The sequence below is a fragment of the Streptomyces sp. Ag109_O5-10 genome (genome assembly GCF_900105755.1).
Classification (GTDB): Bacteria; Actinomycetota; Actinomycetes; order Streptomycetales; family Streptomycetaceae; genus Streptomyces.
In genome coordinates, this window is record NZ_FNTQ01000001.1 from 8980452 (window position 1) to 9004046 (window position 23595).

Here is a 23595-nt window from a genome sequence, read left to right on the forward strand (position 1 = left end):
GCGCGGCGCGCCGCGGCCGTGAAGGAGACGGACAGCCGGGGCAGGACCGTCAAGGTGATGCCGTACGCCGGCTGAGCGGATCCAGGTGTACGGACGCGGTGCACTCAGCCCGTGAGGGTGCGCACCGGCGTCCCGGCCCGCCAGGCCGCGATGTCCTCGACCGCGTCCCGGTAGAACACCTCGTACAGATCCCGGCTCACATAGCCGATGTGGGGGGTCACCACGGCGTTCGGCAGGGTACGCAGCGGGTGGCCGGGCGGCAGTGGCTCGCGGTCGAAGACGTCCAGCGCCGCGGAGGCGATGCTGCCCTCGGTCAGTGCGCCGATCAGCGCCGCCTCGTCCACCACGGGCCCGCGGGAGGTGTTCACCAGGATCGCCGTAGGCTTCATGAGGCCCAGCTCGCGGGCGCCGACCAGACCCCGGGTGCGCTCGCTGAGCACGACGTGGACGCTCAGCACGTCGGAGCGCTCGAACAACTCGTCCCGTGCCACGTAGGTCACCCCTTTCGCCTGCGCGTCCGCCGGTGTCAGGTGCTGGCTCCAGGCGATGCACCGCATACCGAAGGCGCGCCCCACCTCCGTCACCGCCGTCCCCAGCCGGCCGAGGCCCAGCACCCCCAGGGTGGCGCCCCGCAGACTCGTCCCCAGTCCCTGCTGCCAGCCGCCCCGCCGCACCGAATCCACCTGCTGGGGGATCAGCCGGGCCGCGGACAGGATGAGACCCCAGGTGAGTTCGGCCGTCGGGTAGGAGAAGTAGCCGGTGCCGCAGACCGTGATCCCCAGCCGGCGTGCGGCGTCCACGTCGATCGCCGCGTTGACGGGCCCGGTGGTGACCAGCAGTTTCAGGTGCGGCAGCCGCTCCAGGGCCGACGCGGGGAACGGGGTCCGCTCGCGCATCGCCACGACCACCTCGTAGTCGGCGAGCGCCGCCACGGCTTCGTCCTCGCCGCCGAAGGCGTCGGAGAAGACGTGCACGTCGGCGTGGAGCGAATCCCAGTCCGCCAGGCTCAGCGCCACGCCCTGATAGTCGTCCAGGATCGCGATCCTCATCCGTATCCCTCTCGCTCTCGGCCCCGATCTTCAGGGTGTCACCCGAGGCGCGTGGAGGGGGCCATCACGTGCGGCACGTGGCCCGCGGATCTCCGGACCGTAACCGGATTGGTCTGCACCATTGACATGTACGCACCCCGGGGCCTTCAATGCGGCTCACCCGCATATGTATCCGACGGTCACGTATGAGGAAGGCCCCGCATGCTCACCCCCCGCCCGCACCTCGCCTGGCCCCGTACCCTGTTGAGACTCTTCGCCCTGGTCGCCGTCGTGCTCGGCATCCAGGCCGGTCCCGCCCACGACGCCCACGCCGCCACCCCCGTCAACGTGATCGCCTTCTACGACGGCACGTACGACGCGGCACACATCAGCTTCGACCACGAGGCCAACAGCTGGTTCCCGCAGGCCGGCGCCCAGAACGGCTTCACCTACACCGCGACCACGGACTGGAGCCGGCTCAACGCCTCCACCCTGGCCGGCTACCAGGTCGTCATGTTCCTCGACAACTATCCCCACACCGCGTCCCAGCAGGCCGCTTTCCAGACCTACATGGCGAACGGCGGCGGGTTCATCGGCTTCCACGTCTCGGCGTACAACGACGACACCAGCGACTGGCCCTGGTACCACAACACCTTCCTCGGCACCGGCACCTTCAGGAGCAACTCCTGGGGACCGACCCAGGAGACACTGCAGATCGACGACCCCTCGCACCCGGCCACCGCGAACCTCCCGTCCACCATCACGTCCTCGGTGAGCGAGTGGTACAGCTGGCAGAACGACCTGCGGCAGAACCCGGCCATCGACATCCTCGCCTCGCTGGCCCCGTCCACGTTCCCGGTCGGCACCGACCCCAACCAGACCTGGTACAGCGGCTACTACCCGATCGTCTGGTCCAACCGCAACTACAAGATGGTCTACAACAACTTCGGCCACAACGCGATGGACTACTCGACCAACACCACGCTGTCGTCGACGTTCGCGAGCGCCCAGCAGAACCAGCTCCTGCTCCAGGAGATCAAGTGGGCGGCCGGCCAGTCCGGTCCGGTCACCCCGCCCACCAGCGCCACCGGCCCGATCCACGGGTACGGCGGCAAGTGCGTGGACGTCGCGGGCGCGGCCACCGCCAACGGCACCGCCGTCCAGCTCTACGACTGCAACGGCACCAGCGCCCAGAACTGGACGGTCGGCAGCTCCGGAACCCTCAGCGCCCTCGGCAAGTGCATGGACGTGACCGGCGCCGGAACCGCCGACGGCACCAAGGTGCAGCTCTACGACTGCAACGGCACGGGCTCACAGGTCTGGCGGGCGGGCTCGAACGGCTCCCTCGTCAACCCGCAGTCGGGCAAGTGCCTCGACGCCACCGGCCCGAGTTCGGCCAACGGCACCCGGCTGCAGATCTGGACCTGCTCGGGAGCCGCCAACCAGAACTGGACCCTCCCGTCCTGACACACCCGGCACTCGGGTGGGACGCGGGCACGCCGGCACACGGCGTGCCCGCGTTTCACGTATGCGTCGAGAACGGCGCCACGGTGCCGTCCGGAGAGCGGGGGACGGGGGCAGGCGACAGCGCCGTTCACCCCGGGTTGCAGGTCCAAGGGCAGCTCCGCAGGCGGCACGTCGGTATGCGGTCCGAAGCGCCGGCCCCGACAGAAGTGGCCCGCGGAAACGGTGATTCCGGCCGAACCCGCCGCGCAGGCGCCGCGCGGACGGCAGCCGGGACCGGCCTGACCCGGCTCCCGCTGTCGCTTCCTGCCCTCGCTCGTCCTCGCCGTGGTCACGGCGGTGATCGGTGCCGCCGTCCGACGTACGGCGCGGAGCGGTCGGCCACCCGGCCGGCGGCCGACCGCTCCCGACCTGTCAAGGCCGGTCAGCGCGCCAGCAGTTCGAGCGTGTCGATCACCCGGTTCGAGAAGCCCCACTCGTTGTCGTACCAGGCGACCACCTTGACGTGGCGGCCTTCGACGCGGGTCAGGGCCGAGTCGAAGATCGACGAGGCCGGGTTGCCCGTGATGTCCGACGACACCAGCGCGTCCTCCGAGTACTCCAGGACGCCCGCGAGCGGCCCCTCGGCCGCCGCGCGGTACGCGGCCAGCACCTCGTCGCGCGTCACGTCACGCGACACGGTCGTGTTCAGCTCGACGATCGAGCCCACCGGCACCGGCACCCGGATCGAGTCGCCCGACAGCTTCCCGTCGAGGTTCGGCAGCACCAGACCGATCGCCTTGGCGGCGCCCGTCGTGGTCGGCACGATGTTGACACCGGCGGCACGGGCCCGCCGGGGGTCGCGGTGCGGGCCGTCCTGCAGGTTCTGCTCCTGCGTGTAGGCGTGCACCGTGGTCATGAACCCGTGCTCGATCCCGGCGAGTTCGTCGAGGACGGCGGCCAGCGGCGCGAGCGCGTTGGTCGTGCACGAGGCGTTGGAGACGATCGTGTGCAGCTCCGCGTCGTACGCGTCGGTGTTCACACCGTACGCCAGCGTGACGTCCGCACCGTCCGACGGCGCGCTGACCAGCACCTTCCGGGCGCCCGCGTCGAGGTGCGCGCGGGCCGCCTTCGCCGAGGTGAAGCGGCCGGTCGACTCCAGCACGACGTCCACGCCGAGCTCGGCCCAGGGCAGCTGCGCCGGCTCGCGCTCCGCGAGGACCTTGATGCGGCGCCCGTCGACCACGAGGACGTCCCCGTCGACGCTCACCGGGCGGCCGAGGCGGCCGGCCGTGGAGTCGAAGGCGAGCAGCCGCGCGAGGGCGGCCGGCTCCGTGAGGTCGTTGACGGCGACGACTTCCAGGCTGCTGTCCCGCTCCAGCAGGGCGCGCAGCACGTTGCGTCCGATGCGGCCGAATCCGTTGACGGCGATACGAGTCATAAGTGGTGTCCCTTCGCTACGCCACCAGGTTCGCGGGCCGTCCGCGGCCGGGACAGCGGCGAGAACGCCATGGTTCGAAAGGATCCCGCCAGGCGTCTCCCGGGCGGCCCTACTCCCCCTTGGTGAAGGTGCGCCGGTAGTCGCTCGGCGTCGTGCCGAGGATGCGCTGGAAGTGCAGCCGCAGGTTCGCCCCGGTGCCCAGGCCCACGTCGGCCGCGATCTGCTCGACGCTGCGTTCCGACCGTTCGAGCAGCTCACGGGCCAGGTCGATCCGGGCACGCATCACCCACTGCATCGGCGTGTACCCGGTGTCCTCCACGAACCGCCGCGAGAACGTCCGTGCCGACACCCCCGCGTGCCGGGCCAGCGCGTCGAGGCCGAGCGGTTCGCCGAGCCGGTGCAGCGCCCACTCGCGGGTCGCCGCGAACCGCTCGCCGAGCGGCTCGGGCACGCTGCGCGGCACGTACTGCGCCTGGCCGCCGCTGCGGTAGGGCGCCGCCACCAGCCGCCGGGCCGCGTGGTTGGAGGCGGCCACCCCGAGGTCGCCGCGCAGGATGTGCAGGCACAGGTCGATCCCCGAGGCGGCGCCAGCGGACGTCAGGACGCTGCCCTCGTCGACGAACAGCACGTTCTCGTCCACCTTGACCAGCGGATGCTTCTCGGCGAGGGCGCGCGTGTAGTGCCAGTGCGTGGTGGCGCGCCTGCCGTCGAGCAGCCCGGTCGCGGCGAGCGCGAAGGCCCCCGTCGAGATGGCGGCCAGCCGCGTGCCCCGCCGGTGCGCGCCGAGCAGCGCGTCGACGACGGCCGGCTGCGGGTCCTCCCGGTCCGGGAACCGGTACCCGGGCACGAACACGATCTCCGCCCACTCCAGCGCGTCGAGGCCGTCGGCGACGTGGTAGGACAGCCCGTCGCCGCCGGTGACCAGACCCGGCGCCGCGCCGCACACCCTCACCTCGTAGGGCATGCTCGCCCGGGTCGTGAACACCTGCGCCGGGATACCGACGTCGAGGGGTTTGGCCCCCTCCAGCACAAGGACGGCGACGCGATGCAGACGGACGGGAGACACATCGAACAGAGTACGAGGACCCGGCCCACGCCCGGAGCGGACCGCCCACCGGCCGCCGGGCGGCTCAGAGCTCCTCCTCCATCCGGATCGCCCTGCGCAGCTCCTCGGCCGCCTCGACGGGGTGGTCGCCCTCCCGCTGGTCGAGCAGCGCGGCGGCGATGCTGTCGAGCTTGCGCTGGATGGCGTGTTCCGCGCGGCGCTCGGAGTTCTTCAGCAGGGCGAGCAGCAGCAGGTTCACGGAGGTCATGACGTCCCCGACGAGCAGCTGCCAGCTGAGCGCGAGACCCGAGAGGTGCACGGCGACGAAGGCGGCGACCAGGGCCAGGCAGAAGCACATGAACGCCAGCGAACTGGTGAGGTTCGAGGCCGCCTCGGCCAGCCGTTCGAACCAGCCCCGCCCGTTGCGGGAGCGCTCGGCAGGATGCGTCATGGACACAGGAGAACTCCTACGCCCGCGCGGTGCCCTTCACCACGGTTCCGGCCCGGGTACCCCCTGGCGTACCTCTTCATCCGCGGCCGTGCCACGGAGCCCCCGCGCGGATGGGAACCCGTTCGGGTGGCTGCCCGCGGCCGGCGACGGCGGGCGGTGGACGGGGCCCGACGATGGAGCCATGCCTGGAGCGGACGCAGAGGTGCCGGTGCTGATCGTCGGCGGGGGGCCGGTCGGACTCACCGCACGGGCGCTGCTGGAGCGCTGGGGGGTGCCGTCCCTGCTGGTCGAGAAGCACCGGGAACTGTCCCCGTTTCCGCGGGCCCGCCTCGTCAACGTGCGGTCCATGGAGATCTTCCGCCGGCTCGGGGTCGCCGAAAGGATCACGGCGGCCGCGTTCGCACCCGAGTACGGCCGGGTGCGCTTCCGGGACACTCTGTGCGCCCCCGACTTCGCCGGCGCCGCGATGGTCGGGGTGCGCGCGGCGGTCGCCGAGAGCCCGGTCGTCGGGGTGGTCACCTCGCAGGACCGGCTGGAGCCCACCCTGCTCGCCGCCGCCGGGGGAGAGGTGCGGTTCGGCACCGGACTGGTCGCCCTGGAGGAGGAACCGGAAGGTGTCGTCGCCGTGCTCGCCGACGGCGCACGCGGCGCGCGGACCCGCGTCCGGGCCCGGTACGTGGTCGCCGCCGACGGCGCGAACTCCACCGTCCGCGATCGGCTGGGCATCGCCACCACCGGCCCCGGAGCACTCGGTGAGTACACCACCGTCGTGTTCGACGCCGACCTGGCCCCCTGGTGCGCCCACCAGCCCGCCGGGGTCTACTTCACCGCGTTCGGCTCCTTCACCCCGCTCTACCCGGAGGGCGGCTGGGCCTGGTTCGGCCCCACGCCCGACGGGAACGGGCGGCCCGACTGGTCCGGCCGCGTCTCGCACGCCCTGGGCGCCGGTACCGAGGTCCGTGCCGACGTGGTGCGGGTCCAGCACTGGTCGATGACCGCCTACGTCGCCGAGAGGCTGAGGCGGGGCCGGGTCCTGCTGGCCGGCGACGCCGCGCATGCGGTCCCGCCGATCGGTGGCCTCGGCATGAACGCCGGCGTCGCGGACGCGCACAACCTGGCCTGGAAACTGGCCGGCGTCCTGCAGGGCTGGGCCGAACCCGCCCTGCTGGACACCTACGAGACCGAGCGCCTGCCGGTGGCCCACGAGACCCTCCGCCAGGCGGTCGCCAACACCCACCTCCTGCTCCAGGTGCAGAACCTGCGCAAGGAGCAGTTGCGCAGCGGCTCCTCGGCACCGGTCGAACTGCCCTGGTCGGAAAGGTACTTCGCACAGCTGGGCCTGGTTCTCGGCACCGTGTACGACTCCGCCGCAGTCCACGCGCGCCCCGAGGTCCCCGGCACCGAGTACGTGCCCACCGCGCGGCCGGGCCACCGCCTGCCCCACCACTGGCTCACCCCGGACCGCTCCACGCTCGACGCGCTCGGGGAGTGGTTCACCGTCCTGACGCCGGACCCCGGACCCTGGCGGCAACACGCCACCGGGCCCTGGCCGTTGCACGTCGAACCGCTGCCCGGCGACCACGCCGACCGGTACGGCCTGAGCCTGCACGGCGGGGCGCTGCTCGTCCGCCCCGACGGCCACGTCGCCGCCCGCTGGGAGGGTCCCCAGCCGTCCGGCCCGGCCCTGCGCGCGGCCCTGACCGCCGTCACGTCGTGCGCGGCGGAGCGGTGCTCCCCCTGACCACCAGACGGGCCGGGACCAGGTCGGTGCCGGGGCGGGAGTCGTCACCGGTGCGGATCTGGCGCAGGACGCCCGCCACGCAGCGGCGGCCGACCTCGGCGAAGTCCTGGTGGACGGTGGTGAGGGGCGGGATGAAGAAGGCCGCGTCCGGAGTGTCGTCGAAACCGACCACACTGATCTCCGCGGGCACGGACCGGCCCCGTTCGTGGAAGGCGCGCAGCAGGCCCAGGGCCGTCTGGTCGTTGGCCGCGAACACGGCCGTGCAGTCCGCCTCCTCGGCGAGCGCGAGCCCCGCCGCGTAACCGGACTCGGCCGACCAGTCGCCGCGCAGCAGCCCCGGAACGGGACACCCGGCCTCCACCAGCACCGCCCGCCAGGCCTGGGCACGGCGCTGGGCCGCGTACGAGGACTCGGGACCTGCCACGTGCCACACCGTCCGGTGGCCCAGATCCAGCAGATGCCGTACGGCCCCGCGCGCGCCGTCCGCCTGGTCCGTGTCGACCACGCCGTAGCGGTCCCCGGCGTCCGAGTCCACGACCACCACATGGACGCCGGGAGGCAGTTGCACGGTGGCGGTGTCCAGCAGATGGATCTCCATGATGACGATCACGGCGTCCACCGCCAACTCGCCCATCCGCGTGAAGGCGCCCAGCACGTTGTCCTGCGTGGCCACGTCGATGGGGATGAGCGTGATCGCGTAGCCCTCGGCCGCCGCATGCGTGGCGATCGCCTCGACAGTGCGGCTGCTGCCCGTGGAGGACAGGCTGAACAGGATCACGCCGATGGTGTTGAAGCGGCCGTAACGCAGGGCGCGGGCCGCGCTGTTGGGCCGGTAGCCGAGCTCCCGCATCGCGGCCAGCACCTGCTCCCGGGTGGAACCGACCACCCCGGGATGCCCGTTGGAGACCCGCGAGACCGTCTGTGAGGAGACACCCGCGCGTTCGGCGACGTCCGCCATGGAGACACGCTGCTTGCGGCGTCCGCCGGGCAGCCCGGAGCCGTCCCGCCGGGCACCGCCGACGGCCGGCGCGACCGGCTGCCCCGGCTCGTTCAGGCCCATCGCCCCACCCCTCAATTCTCCTTCATGCACGGGAAGTCGGGAACGCGAACCTTGACGGCCGCAGGAGCGGGTGCCACGATTCCGACGCCTTCGAGTTTACGTAAACATCGCCCCGTGACCAGCCCCCGCGGAGATTCCGCGGGCGGGCTCGCGGAGGCGATGTTCACGTGAACATGCCGCGTCGATGTTTACGTGAACACGCCGTCGGGCCCGCGAGCCCCGCGTTGAGCCGCCGTCTTCCGAAAGGGCACGTTGATGCGCAAGACCCCCGCCAGAACCCGGATCGCCCCCCGCACCCGTGCCGCCCTCGCGGCGGTCGCGATCGCCGCGGTCGGCGCCACCACCCTCTCCGGCAACCCAGCCGTCGCCTCCGCCGCCGCACCGGGCCCCGGCACCAGCCAGTTCAAGGGCGTCAACTGGGCCGACCCGCGCGACAACTACGCCGACGACCCCGTGGTCCTCTCCGGCCTGTCGCTCTCCGACACCTACGCCCAGACCTACGCCAAGGCGACCCGGGTGATCGCGGCCTTCCGCGCGAACCTCGGGGCCAACACCGTACGGCTGCCCGTCAACCCGTACACGGTGAACGGTTCGTACTGGACGTCGTACCGCGGGGTCATCGACGCGGCCTCGGCGCAGGGCTTCAAGGTGATCGTCTCCTACTGGGAGGGCACCGGCGCCGACAAGGACGGCTTCATCGACGACGAGGCCACCTACTGGCCCATGTGGAACACCGTCGTGAAGGCCTACCGGCACGACCCGCACGTCTACTTCGAGCCGATGAACGAGCCGCACGGCTACACCGACGCCCAGTGGGCCGACCTCGCGGCGAAGTGGCTGGCGGCCTACCCGTCCGTCCCGCACGACCGCGTCTTCGTCAGCGGCGCCGGCTACAACGACCACGTCACCACGGTCTGCGCCGACCCGCGCCTGAAGGGCACCTACCTCTCCCTCCACCACTACGGCTTCTGGAAGAGCTACGCCACCTACGACCAGTGGGTGACCGACCTGAAGGACCGGCTCGGCGACTGCGCGAACCGCACGGTCGCCGACGAGTTCGGTGCCCCCATGACCACCGGCCTCGACTACGACAGGCCCGCCCCCGACGACAACTCCGTCAACTTCGTCCAGGCCGACACCGACACCTTCCGCAAGCTCGGCATGGGCTCGGTGTACTGGCCCGGCCTGCGCACCGACGACACGTACTCGATCCAGAAGCTCATCGGCAGCACATCACGCCCATGGCTCGCCACCACCAACCAGTCCGGCGCCGACCGCCTCGCCTGGGCCTGGGGGCGCGGCAGGCCGGTCGGCGACTGACCGACCCCGCGGCGAGAGCGCCCCGAAAGGGGCGCCGGGGCACCCCCGGCCGAAAACCGGGTGTGGAACCGCGCGACCAGCCACGACGGCGCCGCGGACGCACGACGTGGCGCATTGCGGCCGTCCGGCGGAACGCTCACGGCCGCAGCCGGAGCACATATGTCAGTCCCGGCCCGCGGGACAGCCGCGTCTCCCCGGTCACGGTGAACCCGGCCTTGGCGAGGACGGCCCGGGACGCCCCGTTGCCGACGGCGGCGGCGGCCCGCAGGGTGGTCAGTCCGTAGGTGTCGACGGCACGTCGGCACACCTCCCGTACACCCCGGGTGGCGAGACCCCGCCCGGTGGCCCGCTCGGCGATCCGGTACCCCAGGTCGGCCGTGCCGTCCGCGACGTCCACCAGGTTGACCCGGCCCAGCACCTCGCCCGCCGGGTCGACCAGCACATGGAAGTAGCAGGTCCCGGCCTCCTGCTCGGCCAGCAGCGCCCGCATCCGCTCGTCGAACTCGGCGAAGAAGTCGTCGCCGCGGTCGGGGATGGTCGCCGCGAAATAGGCGCGGTTGTCCTGCTCGAAGGCGAGGAGCGCCGGGAAGTGGTCAGGGCTGAGCAACTGGAGCTCGGGCATGAGGAGGACAGTAGGTACCCCGGTCGCCCGCCCGCCACGGAATTAGGCCTGCCGCAGGTCCTTGACCCGGCGGAATTTGCCGAGCGAGCGCTCCAGCGTCTCGGGTTCGACGACCGCGACCTCCACGGTGACGCCGACGCCGTCCTTGATGCCCTGGGCGATGGTCCGCGTCGCCGCCTCACGGTCGGCGGGGCCTGCGTCGGGACGGGCCTCCACCCGGACCGTCATGTGGTCCATGCGGCCGCGCCGGCTGATCTCGATCTGGAAGTGCGGGGCCACCCCCGGCGTCCGCAGCACGATCTCCTCCACCTGGCTGGGGAAGACGTTGACGCCCCGGAGGATGATCATGTCGTCGCACCGGCCGGTGATCTTCTCGATCCGGCGGAACCCGGGACGCGCCGTGCCGGGCAGCAGCCGGGTCAGGTCGCGGGTGCGGTACCGGATGATCGGCAGCGCCTCCTTCGTCAGCGAGGTGAAGACCAGTTCGCCGCCCTCGCCCTCCGCCAGCACCTCGTCGGTCAGCGGGTCCACGACCTCCGGGTAGAAGTGGTCCTCCCAGACGTGCAGCCCGTCCTTGGTCTCCACGCACTCCTGCGCCACCCCGGGGCCGATGACCTCGGACAGCCCGTAGATGTCGACCGCGTGGATGTCCAGGCGCTCCTCGATCTCGCGGCGCATCTCCTCCGTCCACGGCTCCGCGCCGAAGATGCCGACCTTCAGCGAGGTGGAGCGCGGATCGACGCCCTGGCGCTCGAACTCGTCGAGCAGGGTCAGCATGTAGGAGGGCGTGACCATGATGATCTCGGGCCGGAAGTCCTGGATGATCTGCACCTGGCGCGCGGTCATGCCGCCGGAGGCGGGGATCACCGTGCAGCCGGCGCGTTCGGCGCCGTAGTGGGCGCCCAGGCCGCCGGTGAACAGGCCGTAGCCGTAGGAGACATGGACCTTGTGCCCCGGGCGGCCGCCGGCGGCCCGGATGGAACGGGCGACGACGTCCGCCCACATGGACAGGTCGTTCTCCGTGTAGCCGACCACGGTGGGACGGCCGGTGGTGCCGCTGGAGGCGTGCACGCGCCGCACCTCGGACATCGGCACCGCGAACATGCCGAAGGGGTAGGTGTCCCGCAGGTCCGCCTTGGTGGTGAAGGGGAAGCGGGCGAGGTCCGCGAGGGTGCGGCAGTCGTCCGGACCGACGCCGGCCGCGTCGAACTTCTTGCGGTACAGCTCCACGTTGTCGTACGCGTGCCGCAGCGTCGTGCGCAGCCTGGTGAGCTGGAGCGCCTCGACCTCCTCGCGGGACATCCGCTCGGCCTCGTCCAGCAAGGCCTCGGGAAGCGGCTCTCCCCGGCGGGTGCCCCTCGGTTCGGGCGCGGTCACTTCGCTGCTCATTGCGGCTCCTCACTCCGCGTGCGCAGGGTGCGACTGCGGCCGCGGAACTCCGCGATCACCTCGTCGCCGCGCACGACACTCACGTCGTAGACACCGCTGCGGCCGAACCGGACCCGCTCCCGCGCGGTGGCGACCAGCACGTCGCCCTCGTACGCGGGCGCGACGAAGTCGATGTCGGCGCCGGCGGCGACCGTCACCGGCCCGTGGCTGTTGCAGGCACAGGCGAACGCCGTGTCGGCGAGCAGGAACACGTGCCCGCCGTGGGCGATCCGGTGCCCGTTGACCTGCGAGGCGGTCACCGTCATCCGCAGCACGGCCGTCCCCTCGCCGTGCTCCAGCAACTCGATCCCGAGCCGCCTGGACGCCTCGTCCGCGGCGAACATCGTCTCGACGGGGCCAGGTGTCGTCCCGGGTACCTGGGTCGTCATTTCCACCACCTTGTGAACCGACCGAACATTCGGTTAGCGTGCGGCGTGGTCAAGTAATCCAGCAACCCACCTGCATGTCAAGGGGTGGACCGCAGGCCGGGAGAGTGCCCGCGCCCCTCTGTCCGACGCCCCCTCCGTCACCTGCCGCCGCGCCGTCCCGCGGCCGCGGCGGACCGCGCACCGAAGCCGAGGAGACCGCCCGATGCCCGACGTCTACCTGATCGACGGGGCCCGCACCCCGCAGGGCCGCTACGGCGGCGCGCTCGCCACCGTACGGCCGGACGACCTCGCCGCCCTCGTCGTCGGCGAGGCCGTCCGGCGCTCCGGCGTCCCCGGCGAAGCCGTGGACGAGGTCGTCCTGGGAGCCGCGAACCAGGCGGGCGAGGACAACCGGGACGTGGCCCGGATGGCGGTCCTGCTCGCCGGGCTGCCGCACACCGTGCCCGGCTACACCGTCAACCGCCTGTGCGCCTCGGGCCTCACGGCCGTCGCCTCGGCCGCACAGACGATCCGCGCCGGGGAGGCGGACCTCGTGGTCGCCGGGGGAGTGGAGTCCATGACCCGGGCGCCCTGGGTCATGGAGAAGCCCGGGACCCCCTGGGCCAAGCCCGGGCAGGTGCACGACACCGCGCCGGGCTGGCGCTTCACCAACCCGCGCTTCACCGCCGCCGACCGGGACGTGGCCGCGGACGCCGGACCCGAGGCGGTCAAGGTCACGCTGTCCATGGGGGAGACCGCGGAGGAGGTCGCCGCCCTTGACGGCATCACCCGCGCCGACTCCGACGCCTTCGCCCTGCGCAGCCACCAGCGGGCGGTGGCCGCCCAGGAGGCGGGCCGCTTCGACCGCGAGATCGTGCCCGTACCGGTACGCGACGGCGAGGTCACCCGGGACGAGGGCCCCCGTCCCGCCACCACCCTGGAGAAGCTGGGCTCCCTGCGCACCGTCTTCCGCGCGGGCGGCATCGTCACGGCGGGCTCCTCCTCACCACTGTCCGACGGCGCTGCCGCCCTGGTGGTCGCGAGCGCCGCGGCGGTCGAGCGGTACGGCCTCACCCCGCGGGCCCGGATCGTCGCCTCGGCCTCCGCGGGTGTCCAGCCCAACCTCATGGGGCTCGGCCCGGTCCCCGCCACCGAGAAGGCCCTCGCCCGCGCCGGTTGGCAGACCGGCGACCTGGACGCCGTGGAGCTCAACGAGGCCTTCGCCGCCCAGGCGCTGGCCGTGATCCGCCGCCTCAAGCTCGACGAGGACAAGGTCAACGCCGACGGCGGCGCCATCGCCCTCGGCCACCCGCTCGGCTGCTCCGGCGCCCGCATCCTGCTCACCCTCCTCGGCCGCCTCGAACGCGGGAACGGCCACCGCGGCCTGGCCACGCTCTGCGTAGGCGTCGGCCAGGGCGTCGCACTCCTCGTGGAGCGGGTGTGACCACTTCCGCGTCCTACGACACCCTCCTGGTCGAGGAGGGCGTCGACCGGGTCGTCGTCACCCTTCACCGGCCCGAGGCCCGCGACGCCGTCAGCGGCCGGACGACCTGCACGCGACCCTCGGTGACCGCTTCGTCCCGCCCGGGCTGCTGCGCGACAAGGTGGCCCGCGGCGAACTCGGACGCAAGTCGGGACAGGGCTTCCACACATGGTGACCGCGGCGGGCCACGGCACCGGTCCCTGGCCCGTGGCCGCCGTACCGCGCACCGCACTGATCGGCGTAGCCCCTTGCCAGACCGGGGAGGGCGCACCTTAAAATGGACCGAACGAATGGTCGGTTGGGAGTTGGTGGAGATGACTGAAGCGGCCGGAAGGGACGCCGGGCCCGATCTGGAGTCCCACTTCGAGGCGACGATCTCGCGGGACCAGCGGATCGAGCCGCGCGACTGGATGCCGGAGGGCTACCGGAAGACGCTGATCCGGCAGATCGCCCAGCACGCGCACTCGGAGATCATCGGCATGCAGCCGGAAGGCGAGTGGATCACCAGGGCGCCCTCGCTGCGCCGCAAGGCGATCCTGTTCGCCAAGGTCCAGGACGAGGCCGGCCACGGCCTGTACCTGTACTCGGCCGCCGAGACCCTCGGCATCGACCGCGCGGAGCTCACCGAGCGCCTCCTCGAAGGCCGCCAGAAGTACTCGTCGATCTTCAACTACCCGACGCTCAGCTACGCGGACGTCGGCGTCATCGGCTGGTTCGTGGACGGCGCGGCCATCTGCAACCAGGTGCCGCTGTGCCGCAGCTCGTACGGCCCCTACGCGCGCGCGATGGTGCGGATCTGCAAGGAGGAGTCCTTCCACCAGCGGCAGGGCTACGAACTGCTGATGACCATGATGCGCGGCACCGACGCCCAGCGCGAGATGGTGCAGGACGCCGTGGACCGCTGGTGGTGGCCGTCCCTGATGATGTTCGGCCCGCCCGACGACGACTCGCCCAACTCGGCCCAGTCGATGGCCTGGAAGATCAAGCGGCACAGCAACGACGAACTGCGCCGGCGCTTCGTCGACATGACCGTGCCGCAGGCCGCCAAGCTCGGCGTGACCCTGCCCGACCCCGAGCTGCGCTGGAACGAGGAGCGCGGTCACCACGACTTCGGCACCCCCGACTTCTCCGAGCTGAAGGAAGTCATCAGCGGCAACGGCCCGTGCAACGCGGAGCGCATGGAGCGCCGGCGGGCCGCCCACGAGGAAGGTGCCTGGGTGCGTGCGGCCGCCGGTGCCCACGCCGCCAAGCAGGCCGCCCGAGCCCGCGAGGAGGCAGTGGCATGAGCGACACCGGGAACTGGCCCCTGTACGAGATCTTCATCCGCGGCAAGCGCGGCCTCAACCACGTCCACGTCGGCTCGCTGCACGCGGCCGACGACCAGATGGCCCTCACCCACGCCCGCGACCTGTACACCCGCCGCAACGAGGGCGTCAGCATCTGGGCCGTGCGCTCCGAGCACATCGCCGCCTCCACCCGGGACGAGAAGGACCCCTTCTTCGACCCCAGCGCAGACAAGGTCTACCGCCACCCGACCTTCTACGACATCCCCGACGATGTCCCGCACATCTAGGAGCCGGCGATGAGCGACGACCACGTCTACCTGAGCCTGGCCGAGGGCCACGACGACAGCGACGCGCGCTGGGCGTTCGGCACCGGGTTCGAGGACCCGCTGTACGGCGTCGACACCGCGGTACCCGAGGGCGTCGACGCCGCCGCACTGGCCGCCGCCTGCCTCGCGCTCGGCGACGACGCCCTGGTCCTGGCCCAGCGGCTCGCGGAATGGGTCACCCGCGCCCCCGAGCTGGAGGAGGAGGTGGCACTGGCCAACATCGGGCTCGACCTGCTGGGCCAGGCCCGGCTGCTCTACTCCCGCGCCGGCCAGACCGACGGCACCGGCCGCACGGAGGACGCCTACGCCTACTTCCGGGACGCCGCCGAGTTCCGCAACGTACGCCTCGCCGAACTCCCCAACGGCGACTTCGCCTTCTCCGTCCTGCGGCTCCTGGTGTTCGCGAGCTGGCGGCTCGCCCACTTCACCGAACTGGCCGCCGCACCCGACCCGGTGTTCGCGGCGATCGCGGTCAAGGGCGTCAAGGAGCTCACCTACCACCGGCAGTACGCCGCCGAGTGGGTCGTACGCCTCGGCGACGGCACGGAGGAGTCGCACGCGCGGATGCTGACCGCCCTGGAGGCGCAGGCGCCCTACTGGGAGGAGCTGTTCGCCGCCCACGACGTGCGCGACGCGGTACTGGCCGACCTCCACCAGGTCCTCGACGCGGCCGGGCTCCCCATGCCGGCCGTCCCGCCGCTGCCCGGCCAGGGCCGCGAAGGCGCCCACACCGGCCACCTCGCCCCGCTCCTCGCCGAGCTGCAGAGCGTGGCGCGCGCCCACCCGGAGGCGACGTGGTGACCATTCTGACCGACGCCCGGCGCGCCCGGCACATCGCCGAACAGGTGCCCGACCCGGAGCTTCCCATGCTCACCCTCGCCGACCTCGGCGTACTGCGGGACGTCACCGTCGAGCCCGACGGCACGGTGGTCGCCGAGCTCACGCCGACCTACTCGGGCTGCCCCGCCATGGCCGAGATGCGCGCCGGGGTCGCCGCCCGCCTGCGCGAGGCCGGCTTCGGCCGCGTGCAGATCCGGACGGTCCTCGACCCGCCGTGGACCAGTGACTGGATCACCCCCGAAGGGCGCCGCAAGCTCGCCGACCACGGCATCGCACCGCCCAACACCGCGCCCCGGCGCCTCGCGGGCCCCGTCCCGCTGGACCTGTCGCCGACCCGGCGCACGGTTCCGTGTCCCCGCTGCGGATCGGCCGCCACCGAGGAGACCTCCCGGTTCGCGGCCACCTCCTGCAAGGCGCTGTGGCGCTGCCTCAGCTGCCAGGAGCCGTTCGAGTACGTCAAGGAGATCTGATGGCAGAGCTGACGGCACCGACCGCCGGTGCCCCCGCGACGACAGCACGCCGGCGCCGCCCTGCCTTCCACCCCCTGCGCGTCGCCGCCGTCCAGCCCCTGTGCGAGGACGCGGTGGCGGTCACCTTCGACATCCCCGACGCCCTCGCGGAGGAGTTCGCCTTCGGCCCCGGCCAGTCGCTCACCCTCCGCCGCGAGGTCGGCGGACGCGACGAGCGGCGCTCCTACTCGATCTGCTCGCCGGCCGGCACCGCCCCCCGCATCGGCGTCCGTGAGGTGCCCGGCGGACTCTTCTCGTCCTGGCTGGTCCACGAGGTGCGCCCGGGCGACACCGTCGAGGTGATGGCCCCCACCGGAGCCTTCACCCCCGACCTCACGGTCCCCGGCCACCACGTCCTCATCGCGGCCGGCTCCGGCATCACCCCCATGATGTCCATCGCCGAGTCGGTCCTCGCCGCCGACGACCGCTCGACGGTGACGCTGTTCTACGGCAACCGCCGCACCGACACCGTGATGTTCGCCGACGAACTCGCCGACCTGAAGGACGAGTACCGCGCCCGCTTCCACCTCGCCCACGTCCTCTCCCGCGAACCCCGCGAGGCCGAGCTCCTCTCCGGCCGCCTCGACGGCGACCGCCTCGGCGCGCTCGTCGACGGCCTGGTCGACCTCGAGAGCGCCGACCACTGGTGGCTCTGCGGCCCGCACGGCATGGTCCTCGACGCACAGAAGGTCCTCGCCGAGCTGGGCGTCCCCGCCGGACGGATCCACCAGGAACTCTTCTTCGCCGACGAGCCGATCGAGCCCGTCCGCCACGAGGACGCGGTGGCGACCGGCCCGGCCAGCGAGGTCACCGTCACCCTGGACGGCCGCTCCACCACCGCACCCCTCCCGCGCGAGCGCACCATCCTCGACTCGGCCGCCCGCCTCCGCCCGGACCTCCCCTTCGCCTGCAAGGGCGGCGTCTGCGGAACCTGCCGCGCCCGCATCACGGACGGCGAGGCCGACATGCGCCGCAACTACGCCCTGGAACCCGCCGAGGTGGCCGCCGGCTACGTCCTGACCTGCCAGTCCTACCCGGTCTCCGAGTCGCTGACCGTCGACTACGACAGCTGACCGGCCCCGGCCCGGAAATCCGTGGCGCCCCGCTCGGGCCGGCCGATGGCCTCCGCCCGAGCGCAGCCGAACGGCTGACCGCGAAGGGAGCCACGCACGGGAACCGGCCGACTGGGCGTGCTGCCGGCCCAGTTCGACGTCGCCAGGGACGAGCAGCTCGACACGGTCGGCTTCTCCCGCGTCATGAGGAAGTCGACGAGCCCCTGCCAGGGATCGGGGTGGACGAGCGCCCGCTCCGCGGACTCCTGCCGCATCGCGAGGTCGTGCTCGAACACGGCCCGTACCAGGGCCTCCTTGGGGGGAAGCGCCGGTACATCGTGCCCACGCCGACCCCGGCGTGCTTGGCCACGTCGTCGAGGGGCACCCCGAGGCCGCGCCGCCCGAAGACCTCCCGCGCCGCGTGCACGATCCGTTCCCGGTTGCGGGCGGCGTCGCACCGCAGGGGGCGCTCGCCGTCCTTCGGCGCACTCGGCGGGGGACGCTCCGGCATGCGCACAGGGCAGCCCTGTGGATCATGTGCGCCGAGCCCCGCCGTCCGGGTCAGGATCCGCCGCGCTCGCGCGGGATCCTCTGCCCGGCCTCGACCGCCACCGGCAGCCGGTTCTCGGCGGGCGGCAGCGGGCAGGTGGCCAGGTCCGTGTAGGCGCACGGCAGGTTCGCGGCGCGGTTGAAATCGAGCACCACCGTGCCGTCGGCGGCGGGCGGTCCGACGGTCAGGGACCGGTTGGCGGCGTAGGTGGTGACCCCGGAGGTCGCGTCGGTGAACAGCACCATCAGGCCGCCCGGACCGTGCCCGGGGAACGCGGTCAGGGACAGCTGCCGCCCCGCCAGCTCGAACTCGATCCGGCCCGGGGCGTCGTAGACGTGCTCCAGGCCCTCCACCGCGGCGCCCACCGTGGTCGGCCGCGGCTCGTCGAAGGGGACGTACCGGCCGGTCACGGCCCAGCGCGGGTCGGGGGCGTAGGCGGGGGTTCCGGTGAACGCGGTGCGCAGCGGGGCGTCGGGGTGCCGGGGGCGCACGATGTCGCTCCCGCCGCGCTTGGCGACCTCGATGACGGCGTCGCCCCAGACCGCGTCGACACCGCCGCGCTCGGGAAGCACGCCGAAGCGGTGCTCGCCGCGCACCGGCTTCCCCTCGACGACCAGCTCCTCGCCGTCGTCCAGGGCGACGACGACCCCGTCGGGGCCGGTGCGCCAGGCGCCCGGGGCGTCGGGGAAGCGCTGCGGGCGGTCGTCGAGCCAGTGCAGCCCGGTGATGGCCAGGAACCCGTGCGGGGCGGAGATCCGGGCCTCCTGGGCGCGGTGCCAGTCCTGCCAGCTCTCGGTGAAGACCTGGAGATCGGTGGTGGCCTCAGTCGTCATGCGTCCGTCCTCTGTCGTCAGGCGAGGCTCTGGAAGAGCCCAACCCGTCAGAACGAGGGGCGGACGGACCCGCATTCCGGTCCCTGTGTGACAGCTTCTTGTCAGTCGTGTGTCACGGCCGCTGAGGACGCCGGACCCCGGAAGCCGGCGCCGGGGTGTGCCGTGCCGGACGCCGCCGGGCAGGCGGCTGCCGGTGGGTGTGCGGCACCGGGGCGGCGACGAGGGGGGTCACCGACTCGCCCTTGCCGGGCGCGAACGCGCCGGCACGGACGAGCGCGGCGTTCGTACGGTGCCGACACCTTGCGACCGCGTGCGGAAGTTGTCACGCTGGAGGTTCGCACCGCTTGCTCCCGCTCCACGGCGTTCGTGAGACCGCCGGCCCCGACCCGTTCCGGCTCGATACGTTCGTGCGCGCAGCTCTCCCGCCCGGCGCCGATGCGCGTGCACCGCGACCGGCCGGACAGCCGCCGCCTCACCTGTGGAGCACACCATGGACACGAGCGAGGAGGCCGCCCGCGGCCTGACCGACATCCAGGACTTCCTGTACCAGCAGGCCCACCTGCGCGCGGCACGCCGGCGCGTCGCGGCGTTCGTCGCCCGCGAGCCGGGGCTGACCCGGGAGCAGAAGGCGGACATCGAGCGCTGGTACCTCCAGGAACAGGCCTACGTGGCCCACATGGTGACGGAGCACATCGCCACCAGCGTCAGCGCGGTGGAACAGCGGCACCACGCCCGCTTCGGTCGGTGGCTGCGCGGCACGCTGACCGCGATGCTCCTGATCACCGCGGCGATGGCACTGTGCGTCGCCGTGGTGCTGGCCGGCGCGTCGTAGACCGGCGGAACGCCGGGCAGGGGCCCGGCGGCCGCGCCGGACCCCGCGGAGCGGGCCCTACTCCTGCCCGGCCAGCCAGTCGGCGAACCTGACCTCGCCGAGGTCCGCGTCCGGGCCCGGCAGCAGCGTGTCCTCCTGCAGCTCGGCACCCCAGTAGGTGGCCTGCGGGTCCGTGACGATCTTGCGCGGGTCGTCCTGGGCGGCGAGCCCCATCCGGATGAACTCCTCCAGTGCGAAGCTCTCCGGGCCCCCGGTCTCCACCACGCCGTTCACCGGGGCGCCGGCCGCGGCGCGGGCCACGGCCGCGGCCACGTCGTCGGAGACCATGGGCTGGATCCGGCCGGCGGGCAGCCGCACGGTGTCGCCCTCGGTGACCCCGTCGGCGAGTCCCTTCGCGAACTCGAAGAACTGGGTCGCGTGGACGACGGTGTAGGGGATGCCGGACGCCTCGATCAGCTCCTCCTGGGCCTGCTTGGCCCGGAAGTACCCGCTGCCCTGCAGCCGGTCGGTGCCCACCACGGACAGCGCCACATGGTGCCGCACCCCGGCCTCGGCCTCCGCCGCGAGGAGGTTGGCCGTGGAGGCACGGAAGAAGTCCATGACGGCCTGGTCCTCGAACGAGGGGGAGTTGGAGACGTCGACCACGACCTGGGCGCCCTCAAGGACCTCGGCCAGGCCCTTGCCGGTGAGGGTGTCGACACCGGTGCTCGGTGCGGCGGCGACCGCCTCGTGCCCCTGCTCGCCGAGCCTGCGGACGAGTTTCGAGCCGATGAGCCCGGTGCCTCCGATGACTACGACCTTCATGACGGGATTCCTCTCGCGATCCTTCTGCTGCTTCCGACAGAAGAGACCGGGCAGCCCCCTCAGGTGTGACACGCGCTCCGGGAATCCGGGGACGGGTGTGTCACGCCCCCAGCGAGGCCACGAAGGGAGCCAGCTTCGCGGGGTTCATCACCCACAGGAGACGTTCGATTCCGCGCGCCGACACGTCGGCGGACAGCAGCGCCACCGCGGTTCCCGAGGCCGAGACCAGGACGGCCGGCCGGCCGTTGGCCTCGACCCAGCGCACCTGGGCCTGCGGCCAGAACCGCGGGGCGAAGGCGACCAGGTACCGGGAGACGTGCGGCAGCCCGGACACCGGGATCTTCGACGCCCCGCGCATGCCGCCCCCGTCGGCGTAGCTGACCACGTCCTCGGTGAGCACCTCCTCCAGGACCGACAGGTCGCCGTTCTGCGCGGCGGCGAGGAACACCTCCAGGAAGCGCCGGTGCTCGGTGGAGCCGACCGGCTCCCTGCGCTCCGCCGCCAGCCGCTTGCGGGCCCGGCTCACCAGCTGGCGGGCGTTGGCCTCGCTGGTCTCCACGATGTCCGCGATCCGCCGGTACGTGTAGTCGAACGCCTCCCGCAGCACGTACGCGGCCCGCTCCACCGGGTTCAGCTTCTCCAGCAGGAAGAGCACCGCCAAGTCGAGCGCCTCCGCGCGCTCGGCACCCAGCTGCGGATCCTGCCGCGTGTCGACGGGCTCGGGCAGCCAGGGCCCGATGTACGACTCCCGGCGCACCCGGGCCGACTGCGTGAAGTTGATCGCCAGCCGGGTGGTCACCGTGGCCAGGAAGGCGGCCGGCTCGTGGACGTCGCTACGGTCGGTGTTCTGCCACCGCACCCATGCCTCCTGGACGATGTCCTCGGCCTCCACGGCGCTGCCGATCACGCGGTAGGCGATGCCGAAGAGCTGCGGACGCGCCGCGACGAACTCCTTCGTCGCCCGGTCGAGGGGGTCGGCGTGGTCACCGGCGCGCATTCATGTCCTCCAGGGTCGGACCAGCATGCTACAAGCCGGTCCGGCCCCGGCCGGCGCACGGCCGGAGCCGGGGTGTCGGAGCCCCCCCCGAGGGGTCAAGGACAGGGCGGCGGCCGGTAAGGGCACGGGCAGGAGCCGGTCCCGTCGGCCGGATGCCTGACATGTGATCGCCAGGTGGTCATGTGGTGTTCACGTGTCAGCAGTTGGGCTGGGCAAGGGTGCGGTCGTTGTCTGCTCAGCTGCTCGTCGGGAGGCGTCATGACCACACACACAGAGTCGACCCAGGACAGATCGGCGGAGGGCCCGGAGGGGCTCAGCCGCCGGCACGCGCTGGGCCTGCTGGGGACCGCGGGGGCGGGCGCCGCCGCCACCGGCCTCCTCGGGGCGGGCACCGCCCAGGCCGCACCGCACGCCGCTCCGGCCTTCCACCTCACCGCGGACTCCTCCGGCGCGCCCCCGGTCCAGGGCCTGCACCTGACCTTCGGCGCGGACCCGCGCACCCAGATGACGGTGTCGTGGATCACGGACCGTCCGGTGACCAGGCCCGTCGTGCGCTACGGCACCCTGGAGCACGGCTTCGGCTCCAGCAAGAAGGCCCAGACCGTCACCTACGTCGACGGCACCTCGAACCGCACCGTCTACGTCCACCACGCCCTGCTGAAGGGGCTCGACCCGGACACGGACTACCTCTACCTCGCCACGCACGAGGGAGCGACCCCCGACAGCGGCACGTTCCGCACGGCTCCGCGGGGACGCAGGCCGGTCACCTTCACCAGCTTCGGCGACCAGTCCGCCCCGCAGGTCACCTGGGCCGCCGACGGGTCCGTCGGCCTGGACGCCAACTCCACGCCCGCGACGAAGGACATCGTCACCGGCATCGAGCAGGTCGCCCCGTTGTTCCACCTCCTCAACGGCGACCTCTGCTACGCCAACCTGGACGTCGACCGGGTGCGCACGTGGAACAACTTCTTCACCAACAACTCCCGTTCGGCGCGCTTCCGCCCCTGGATGCCGGCGGCCGGCAACCACGAGATCGAGAAGGCCAACGGCCCGCTCGGCCTCGGTGCCTACCAGACGTACTTCTCGCTGCCCTCCACCGAGACCGACGCCGAACTCGCCGGCCTGTGGTACGCGTTCACGGCCGGCTCGGTGCGGGTCATCGTGCTGCAGAACGACGACAACTGCCTCCAGGACGGCGGCGACATCTACATCAGCGGCTACTCCGGCGGCCGCCAGCTCGCCTTCCTGGAGAAGGAGCTGAGGGCGGCGCGCTCCTCGAAGGACGTCGACTGGGTGGTCGTGGCCATGCACCAGGTCATGGTCAGCTCCTCCGACGCGAACGGCGCCGACCTCGGCCTGCGCGAGAAGTACGGCCCGCTGTTCGACCGGTACGGCGTCGACCTGGTGCTCTGCGGTCACGAGCACAACTACGAGCGTTCGCTGGCCGTGCGCGGCGTGGTGAACGGCAGCGAGACGCTGACTCCCAACCCGGTCTCCCAGGCCACCGACGACATCGACGCCAACCTCGGCACCGTGCACATGATCCTCGGCGGCGGAGGTGTCTCGGGCACCACCAACGAGAAGTTCTTCAACGACGGCACCGGCAAGGTGATCACCGCCGTGTCGGCGACCGCCGGTTCGAACGGCAAGCGCACCTCCACCTACGTCCAGGAGAAAGCCGTGTGGGTGGGCGTCCGGGACGTCGAACACCCCTACGGCTTCGCCGCCTTCACCGTCGACCCCGGCCGGCACCCCGGTGACACCACCCGGATGCACGTCACGTACTACAACGTGAACAAGCCGAACGGCGAACTGTCGGTCTTCGAGACCTTCAGCCTGCACCGCAAGCGCTCCGACGGCCACGCCGGCTGATCGCGCGACGGGCGGGACACGCGGGCCGGGCGGTGAGCGTCCGGCCCGCGCCGTGTTCCGGCCCGGTCGGCGGCTCCTGCTCCCTGCCTGGCGAAAGCGGCGAACTCCCGCCGCGCCGACGCGACATCGCGGCGCGGCGCCCACTGGAACTGCCTGGCAGCGCAAGGATAAGCTCCCCGATGGGGGCGAATGGGTGAGGAAAGCCGGACGCCGCCGGCAGAACCGTGGCGCCGTCGCACTCGATCGATCTCATGGTTCGGCAAC

24 protein-coding genes and 1 pseudogene are annotated in these 23595 nt (G+C 72.4%); 12 read left to right on the plus strand and 13 right to left on the minus strand.

The features are described from left to right. Positions 1-104: 104 nt before the first annotated feature. Positions 105-1049 (minus strand): D-2-hydroxyacid dehydrogenase family protein, encoded by a 945-nt coding sequence (locus tag BLW82_RS40820; RefSeq protein ID WP_093507235.1) that lies wholly within the window; start codon positions 1047-1049, stop codon positions 105-107. 201 nt (positions 1050-1250) lie between these two features. Between BLW82_RS40820 and BLW82_RS40825 the strand changes: the two genes are divergently transcribed. Beyond that, positions 1251-2495, plus strand: coding sequence for a ThuA domain-containing protein (locus BLW82_RS40825; protein ID WP_093507237.1), 1245 nt, complete (start codon positions 1251-1253; stop codon positions 2493-2495). Positions 2496-2916: 421 nt separating this feature from the next. Here the strand turns inward: BLW82_RS40825 and gap are convergent, their stop codons facing one another. The 3 genes from gap to BLW82_RS40840 form a co-directional block, all read right to left on the minus strand. Continuing rightward, positions 2917-3912, minus strand: a complete 996-nt coding sequence (gene gap, locus BLW82_RS40830; RefSeq protein ID WP_093507239.1) for a type I glyceraldehyde-3-phosphate dehydrogenase — start codon at positions 3910-3912, stop codon at positions 2917-2919. Positions 3913-4021: 109 nt separating this feature from the next. Beyond that, complete coding sequence (locus tag BLW82_RS40835; protein ID WP_093507241.1) at positions 4022-4978, minus strand: GlxA family transcriptional regulator; 957 nt, start codon at positions 4976-4978, stop codon at positions 4022-4024. A 64-nt stretch (positions 4979-5042) separates the two neighbouring features. Continuing rightward, positions 5043-5408: a low affinity iron permease family protein gene (locus BLW82_RS40840; protein ID WP_093507243.1), complete on the minus strand. Its 366-nt coding sequence runs from the start codon at positions 5406-5408 to the stop codon at positions 5043-5045. Positions 5409-5589: 181 nt separating this feature from the next. Here BLW82_RS40840 and BLW82_RS40845 point away from each other — a divergent pair, with 181 nt between their 5' ends. Then, positions 5590-7149, plus strand: coding sequence for an FAD-dependent monooxygenase (locus BLW82_RS40845; protein ID WP_093507245.1), 1560 nt, complete (start codon positions 5590-5592; stop codon positions 7147-7149). Here BLW82_RS40845 and BLW82_RS40850 read toward each other — a convergent pair. Next, a complete protein-coding gene (locus BLW82_RS40850) occupies positions 7115-8209 on the minus strand; it encodes a LacI family DNA-binding transcriptional regulator (protein ID WP_371131453.1) in 1095 nt (364 codons plus the stop codon). The genes BLW82_RS40845 and BLW82_RS40850 overlap by 35 nt on opposite strands. A 255-nt stretch (positions 8210-8464) precedes the next feature. Between BLW82_RS40850 and BLW82_RS40855 the strand changes: the two genes are divergently transcribed. Then, a complete protein-coding gene (locus BLW82_RS40855) occupies positions 8465-9529 on the plus strand; it encodes a glycoside hydrolase family 5 protein (RefSeq protein ID WP_093507247.1) in 1065 nt (354 codons plus the stop codon). A 136-nt stretch (positions 9530-9665) separates the two neighbouring features. Here the strand turns inward: BLW82_RS40855 and BLW82_RS40860 are convergent, their stop codons facing one another. From BLW82_RS40860 to paaI, 3 genes are read right to left on the minus strand one after another with little or no spacing between them, the layout of a single operon-like run. Continuing rightward, positions 9666-10151 (minus strand): GNAT family N-acetyltransferase, encoded by a 486-nt coding sequence (locus BLW82_RS40860; RefSeq protein WP_093507249.1) that lies wholly within the window; start codon positions 10149-10151, stop codon positions 9666-9668. A gap of 42 nt (positions 10152-10193) precedes the next feature. Beyond that, positions 10194-11540 (minus strand): phenylacetate--CoA ligase PaaK, encoded by a 1347-nt coding sequence (paaK, locus tag BLW82_RS40865; RefSeq protein ID WP_093507251.1) that lies wholly within the window; start codon positions 11538-11540, stop codon positions 10194-10196. After that, positions 11537-11968, minus strand: coding sequence for a hydroxyphenylacetyl-CoA thioesterase PaaI (gene paaI / locus BLW82_RS40870; protein WP_093507253.1), 432 nt, complete (start codon positions 11966-11968; stop codon positions 11537-11539). The genes paaK and paaI overlap by 4 nt, the downstream gene beginning before the upstream one ends. A gap of 202 nt (positions 11969-12170) precedes the next feature. Between paaI and BLW82_RS40875 the strand changes: the two genes are divergently transcribed. The 7 genes and pseudogenes from BLW82_RS40875 to paaE all read left to right on the plus strand — a co-directional run bounded on the left by BLW82_RS40875 (position 12171) and on the right by paaE (position 17464). After that, complete coding sequence (locus BLW82_RS40875) at positions 12171-13391, plus strand: thiolase family protein (protein WP_093507255.1); 1221 nt, start codon at positions 12171-12173, stop codon at positions 13389-13391. Positions 13392-13497: 106 nt separating this feature from the next. Continuing rightward, positions 13498-13605, plus strand: a pseudogene (locus BLW82_RS45930) (3-hydroxybutyryl-CoA dehydrogenase); the annotation flags it as partial. Between the two features lie 139 nt (positions 13606-13744). Continuing rightward, the gene (gene paaA / locus BLW82_RS40880) at positions 13745-14716 is read left to right on the plus strand and encodes a 1,2-phenylacetyl-CoA epoxidase subunit PaaA (RefSeq protein WP_093508552.1); all 972 of its coding nucleotides are present in this window, start codon (positions 13745-13747) and stop codon (positions 14714-14716) included. Further along, the gene (gene paaB / locus BLW82_RS40885) at positions 14713-15003 is read left to right on the plus strand and encodes a 1,2-phenylacetyl-CoA epoxidase subunit PaaB (RefSeq protein WP_093507257.1); all 291 of its coding nucleotides are present in this window, start codon (positions 14713-14715) and stop codon (positions 15001-15003) included. The genes paaA and paaB overlap by 4 nt, the downstream gene beginning before the upstream one ends. A gap of 9 nt (positions 15004-15012) precedes the next feature. Beyond that, positions 15013-15843 carry a 1,2-phenylacetyl-CoA epoxidase subunit PaaC gene (paaC, locus tag BLW82_RS40890; RefSeq protein WP_093507259.1) on the plus strand — a complete coding sequence of 277 codons (831 nt, stop codon included), beginning with the start codon at positions 15013-15015 and terminating at the stop codon, positions 15841-15843. Then, positions 15837-16352, plus strand: a complete 516-nt coding sequence (gene paaD, locus BLW82_RS40895; RefSeq protein WP_093507261.1) for a 1,2-phenylacetyl-CoA epoxidase subunit PaaD — start codon at positions 15837-15839, stop codon at positions 16350-16352. The genes paaC and paaD overlap by 7 nt, the downstream gene beginning before the upstream one ends. After that, positions 16352-17464, plus strand: coding sequence for a 1,2-phenylacetyl-CoA epoxidase subunit PaaE (gene paaE / locus BLW82_RS40900; protein ID WP_093507263.1), 1113 nt, complete (start codon positions 16352-16354; stop codon positions 17462-17464). Before paaD ends, paaE begins: the two co-directional genes overlap by 1 nt. Here paaE and BLW82_RS45935 read toward each other — a convergent pair. From BLW82_RS45935 to BLW82_RS40910, 3 genes are read right to left on the minus strand one after another with little or no spacing between them, the layout of a single operon-like run. After that, on the minus strand, positions 17452-17739 hold the full coding sequence (locus BLW82_RS45935; RefSeq protein ID WP_256216271.1) for a hypothetical protein: 288 nt from the start codon (positions 17737-17739) through the stop codon (positions 17452-17454). The genes paaE and BLW82_RS45935 overlap by 13 nt on opposite strands. After that, positions 17646-17954: a TetR/AcrR family transcriptional regulator gene (locus BLW82_RS45940; RefSeq protein ID WP_256216133.1), complete on the minus strand. Its 309-nt coding sequence runs from the start codon at positions 17952-17954 to the stop codon at positions 17646-17648. The genes BLW82_RS45935 and BLW82_RS45940 overlap by 94 nt, the downstream gene beginning before the upstream one ends. Before the next feature lie 50 nt (positions 17955-18004). Then, positions 18005-18826: a DUF1684 domain-containing protein gene (locus BLW82_RS40910; RefSeq protein WP_093507265.1), complete on the minus strand. Its 822-nt coding sequence runs from the start codon at positions 18824-18826 to the stop codon at positions 18005-18007. 490 nt (positions 18827-19316) lie between these two features. On the opposite strand from BLW82_RS40910, the gene BLW82_RS40915 reads away from it, so the two are divergent. Continuing rightward, entirely contained in the window at positions 19317-19658 is a 342-nt protein-coding gene (locus BLW82_RS40915) for a hypothetical protein (RefSeq protein WP_093507267.1), read from the plus strand. Between the two features lie 57 nt (positions 19659-19715). Here the strand turns inward: BLW82_RS40915 and BLW82_RS40920 are convergent, their stop codons facing one another. Together BLW82_RS40920 and BLW82_RS40925 are read right to left on the minus strand one after the other, a co-directional pair. Further along, positions 19716-20462 carry an SDR family oxidoreductase gene (locus BLW82_RS40920; RefSeq protein WP_093507269.1) on the minus strand — a complete coding sequence of 249 codons (747 nt, stop codon included), beginning with the start codon at positions 20460-20462 and terminating at the stop codon, positions 19716-19718. A gap of 100 nt (positions 20463-20562) precedes the next feature. Next, complete coding sequence (locus BLW82_RS40925; protein ID WP_093507271.1) at positions 20563-21459, minus strand: RNA polymerase sigma-70 factor; 897 nt, start codon at positions 21457-21459, stop codon at positions 20563-20565. Positions 21460-21717: 258 nt separating this feature from the next. On the opposite strand from BLW82_RS40925, the gene BLW82_RS40930 reads away from it, so the two are divergent. Next, the gene (locus tag BLW82_RS40930; RefSeq protein ID WP_093507273.1) at positions 21718-23331 is read left to right on the plus strand and encodes a purple acid phosphatase family protein; all 1614 of its coding nucleotides are present in this window, start codon (positions 21718-21720) and stop codon (positions 23329-23331) included. Positions 23332-23595: the final 264 nt, after the last annotated feature.

What these genes read in the sequence shown, in the direction of transcription:
- BLW82_RS40925 (WP_093507271.1), bottom strand. Translation starts at nt 21,459, where the DNA reads ATGCGCGCCGGTGACCACGCCGACCCCCTCGACCGGGCGACGAAGGAG.
- gap (WP_093507239.1), bottom strand. Translation starts at nt 3,912, where the DNA reads ATGACTCGTATCGCCGTCAACGGATTCGGCCGCATCGGACGCAACGTG.
- paaK (WP_093507251.1), bottom strand. Translation starts at nt 11,540, where the DNA reads ATGAGCAGCGAAGTGACCGCGCCCGAACCGAGGGGCACCCGCCGGGGA.
- paaE (WP_093507263.1), top strand. Translation starts at nt 16,352, where the DNA reads ATGGCAGAGCTGACGGCACCGACCGCCGGTGCCCCCGCGACGACAGCA.
- paaA (WP_093508552.1), top strand. Translation starts at nt 13,745, where the DNA reads ATGACTGAAGCGGCCGGAAGGGACGCCGGGCCCGATCTGGAGTCCCAC.
- paaI (WP_093507253.1), bottom strand. Translation starts at nt 11,968, where the DNA reads ATGACGACCCAGGTACCCGGGACGACACCTGGCCCCGTCGAGACGATG.
- BLW82_RS40855 (WP_093507247.1), top strand. Translation starts at nt 8,465, where the DNA reads ATGCGCAAGACCCCCGCCAGAACCCGGATCGCCCCCCGCACCCGTGCC.
- paaB (WP_093507257.1), top strand. Translation starts at nt 14,713, where the DNA reads ATGAGCGACACCGGGAACTGGCCCCTGTACGAGATCTTCATCCGCGGC.
- BLW82_RS40820 (WP_093507235.1), bottom strand. Translation starts at nt 1,049, where the DNA reads ATGAGGATCGCGATCCTGGACGACTATCAGGGCGTGGCGCTGAGCCTG.
- BLW82_RS40860 (WP_093507249.1), bottom strand. Translation starts at nt 10,151, where the DNA reads ATGCCCGAGCTCCAGTTGCTCAGCCCTGACCACTTCCCGGCGCTCCTC.
- BLW82_RS45940 (WP_256216133.1), bottom strand. Translation starts at nt 17,954, where the DNA reads ATGCCGGAGCGTCCCCCGCCGAGTGCGCCGAAGGACGGCGAGCGCCCC.
- BLW82_RS40915 (WP_093507267.1), top strand. Translation starts at nt 19,317, where the DNA reads ATGGACACGAGCGAGGAGGCCGCCCGCGGCCTGACCGACATCCAGGAC.
- BLW82_RS40920 (WP_093507269.1), bottom strand. Translation starts at nt 20,462, where the DNA reads ATGAAGGTCGTAGTCATCGGAGGCACCGGGCTCATCGGCTCGAAACTC.
- BLW82_RS40850 (WP_371131453.1), bottom strand. Translation starts at nt 8,209, where the DNA reads ATGGGCCTGAACGAGCCGGGGCAGCCGGTCGCGCCGGCCGTCGGCGGT.
- paaC (WP_093507259.1), top strand. Translation starts at nt 15,013, where the DNA reads ATGAGCGACGACCACGTCTACCTGAGCCTGGCCGAGGGCCACGACGAC.
- BLW82_RS40930 (WP_093507273.1), top strand. Translation starts at nt 21,718, where the DNA reads ATGACCACACACACAGAGTCGACCCAGGACAGATCGGCGGAGGGCCCG.
- BLW82_RS40845 (WP_093507245.1), top strand. Translation starts at nt 5,590, where the DNA reads ATGCCTGGAGCGGACGCAGAGGTGCCGGTGCTGATCGTCGGCGGGGGG.
- BLW82_RS40875 (WP_093507255.1), top strand. Translation starts at nt 12,171, where the DNA reads ATGCCCGACGTCTACCTGATCGACGGGGCCCGCACCCCGCAGGGCCGC.
- BLW82_RS40825 (WP_093507237.1), top strand. Translation starts at nt 1,251, where the DNA reads ATGCTCACCCCCCGCCCGCACCTCGCCTGGCCCCGTACCCTGTTGAGA.
- BLW82_RS40840 (WP_093507243.1), bottom strand. Translation starts at nt 5,408, where the DNA reads ATGACGCATCCTGCCGAGCGCTCCCGCAACGGGCGGGGCTGGTTCGAA.
- BLW82_RS40910 (WP_093507265.1), bottom strand. Translation starts at nt 18,826, where the DNA reads ATGACGACTGAGGCCACCACCGATCTCCAGGTCTTCACCGAGAGCTGG.